Below are 2,479 nucleotides of genomic sequence, written 5' to 3'. Positions count from 1 at the left end.
CTGCAACGTGAAAACGGCAGGACATACATCACCGATGCCCTGTCGCACGCCTGGTCGGCCCTGCATGACCTCGTGCCGTCGAGTCAGACCGACGTACCTGCGGCGCTGTCGCTTGACCCGACTGAAGTGGCCGCGATCATGCAGAACGGCATCGACGTGCGGACGCAGCAGACGGCGGAGGGCACGAATTTCATCGTCGCGACGCCGTTCGAACAGGATGGCCGCGCCGTCGGCGTCGTCTCGATCGCGAGCGCTGCGAGGGAGCTTGACGATCTGGTCCGCAGAGAACGTGAGCAGGTCCTGCGTCTGTTTCTGGTCAGCATCATCGTCAGCGTGATCCTCAGCCTCGTCCTTGCCTCTACCATCGCGAATCCGCTCGCGGATCTTGCCGCTGCGGCAGAGCTGGGACGCGACAAGAATGCCCGCAAGATGTCCCCGACGCGGGTGCGAATCCCTGATCTGACCGGCCGTCCGGACGAGATCGGACGCCTGTCCGGGGCGTTGCGCGGAATGGTGCAGGCGCTTTACGAACGAATCGAGGGGAACGAACAGTTTGCCGCCGATGTGGCGCACGAGATCAAGAACCCGCTAGCGTCGCTGCGGTCGGCGGTCGGGTCGCTGCGGATCGTCAAGAAGGACGACCACCGCGAAAAGCTTCTGGAAGTGATCGAACACGACGTGCGGCGGCTTGATCGCCTTGTCAGCGACATTTCGAACGCGTCGCGCCTCGATTCCGAACTGGTCAAGGAAGTGGAAGAAACGTTCGACCTGCTCAAGATGCTGGGCAACCTGAACGAATTTCTCGGCCGCGAGGCAGGTGCGAACGGGATCGAATACATCTCTGACCTGCCGGATCAGGCGATCATGATGCAGGGGCTGGAAGGGCGGCTGGCGCAGGTCTTCGTCAACCTGATCACCAATGCCATTTCGTTCTGCGAAGAGGGTGACGCGATCCGCGTCTGGGCCCGTCGGCGCGAGAACAGGATTCTGATCGTGGTCGAGGATACCGGCCCCGGCATCCCCGACGGGGCGCTGACCAAGATCTTCCAACGCTTCTATTCAGAACGGCCGGAAGGTCAGTTCGGCAACAACTCCGGTCTGGGTCTGGCAATCAGCAAGCAGATCGTGGAGGCGCACGGTGGCGTCATCTGGGCGGAAAACATTCGTCCCACGGATGCTGACGTCACATCGGACCCACTGGGCGCGCGCTTTGTCGTGGGCCTGCCGGTCTGACCCATGACCGGTCCTGACACCGTCCATGCCACGGCTGTCGCCATCGCGGGGCGGGGTGTGCTGATCCGCGGACGGTCGGGCGCGGGAAAGTCCGCGCTGGCACTGGACCTGATGGCCTTTGGCGCGGTGCTGATCGCCGATGACCGGGTCCACTTGACCCGCCGGGGCGACCGGATCCTTGCCACTTGTCCGCCGGTCCTGTCCGGTCTGACCGAAGCGCGGGGGCTGGGATTGCTGCGGGCCACACCGGCGGATGTGACGATCCTCAGCAGACCGGATCGAGATTAAGGCTTGCGTGCGTCGCTGAGAACGGCGGTGCAAAAGTCGACCACGGTAGCGGCGGGATGACCTGCATCAACCGCCGTTAGGAGCAAGTCGGTGCCCGATAACATCTGACGGATCAGCGCCGCGGGGACTCTCCGCTGCACAGGCACCCAAAAAGGATCGCCTCAGGCCTGGGGATGCAGGACGACCTTGGCTCCTTCGGCCACGCGGTCAAAGAGATCGGCGATGTCGCCATTTATCAGTCGGGCGCAGCCGTTGGAGACAGCTTGGCCGATGGTGTCAGGCTCGTTGGTGCCATGGATGCGCAGGTAAGTGTCCTTGTCATCCGCGGTAAACAGGTAAAGCGCCCTTGCGCCCAGGGGATTGTCAATGCCGCCGGGCATGCCGTCCTCGGCATACTGGCCATACTTGTCCGGGTCGCGCTCCACCATGTCCGGCGTGGGCGTCCATGTCGGCCACTCCTCCTTGTACTGCATCACGAAGGTGCCGGCCTCGTAGAGACCTTCCTTGCCGATGCCGCAGGAGTAACGGACGGCCCGCCCGCCTTCGAGCGTAAAGTAGAGCGCGAACTCGTCGGGCATGACGTGGATCTCGCCCGCGGGAAGGTCCGGGTTGAAGTCCACCTCGCGGGGCGCGATCTCCGGTGGCAGGGTATCGAGATCCTCCCGGGCGAGCAGATCCTGCGCCACAGCCCCCGTCGCGCTTAAGGCCAATAAAGAGGCTCCAAAGGCTAGGAATTTACGACGATTCGTCATGGCGTGGCTCCAAAAAAGTGTATCGCACGGACAATTCATGACCTGATGGATCACCAGCTTGTCAAAAATTTAGTAGCGAAAGATGGCCGATCTATGGCCGTTCAACTCAGCCCGGAGCCGATTTCTAAAAGTAGATGTGGAGAATGCTGAGGACCCATTAACTGGTTAGATGCCACGAGGTCTGCATGATTCACCGCCCCCGAACC

The 2,479-nt window shown here is 62.2% G+C and carries 3 protein-coding genes; 2 read left to right on the top strand and 1 reads right to left on the bottom strand.

What is annotated here, in order from left to right:
- On the top strand, positions 1–1,233 hold a 1,233-nt coding region (locus tag ACOI1H_RS24885; protein ID WP_422440945.1), incomplete at its 5' end, for a sensor histidine kinase.
- 3 nt (positions 1,234–1,236) lie between these two features.
- Positions 1,237–1,521 carry an HPr kinase/phosphorylase gene (locus ACOI1H_RS24880; RefSeq protein ID WP_422440943.1) on the top strand — a complete coding sequence of 95 codons (285 nt, stop codon included), beginning with the start codon at positions 1,237–1,239 and terminating at the stop codon, positions 1,519–1,521.
- A gap of 161 nt (positions 1,522–1,682) precedes the next feature.
- Here ACOI1H_RS24880 and ACOI1H_RS24875 read toward each other — a convergent pair whose 3' ends face one another.
- On the bottom strand, positions 1,683–2,207 hold the full coding sequence (locus ACOI1H_RS24875) for a L,D-transpeptidase (RefSeq protein WP_422440942.1): 525 nt from the start codon (positions 2,205–2,207) through the stop codon (positions 1,683–1,685).
- Positions 2,208–2,479: the final 272 nt, after the last annotated feature.

This window comes from Loktanella sp. DJP18 (genome assembly GCF_049310965.1).
Taxonomy (GTDB): Bacteria; Pseudomonadota; Alphaproteobacteria; order Rhodobacterales; family Rhodobacteraceae; genus Loktanella.
The sequence above is the reverse complement of the archived record's forward strand: the minus strand, read 5'-3'. Positions and strand labels throughout refer to the sequence as shown.

Bases quoted from the DNA above. Each gene is read 5' to 3' on its own strand.
- ACOI1H_RS24880 (WP_422440943.1), top strand. From the start codon at position 1,237: ATGACCGGTCCTGACACCGTCCATGCCACGGCTGTCGCCATCGCGGGG.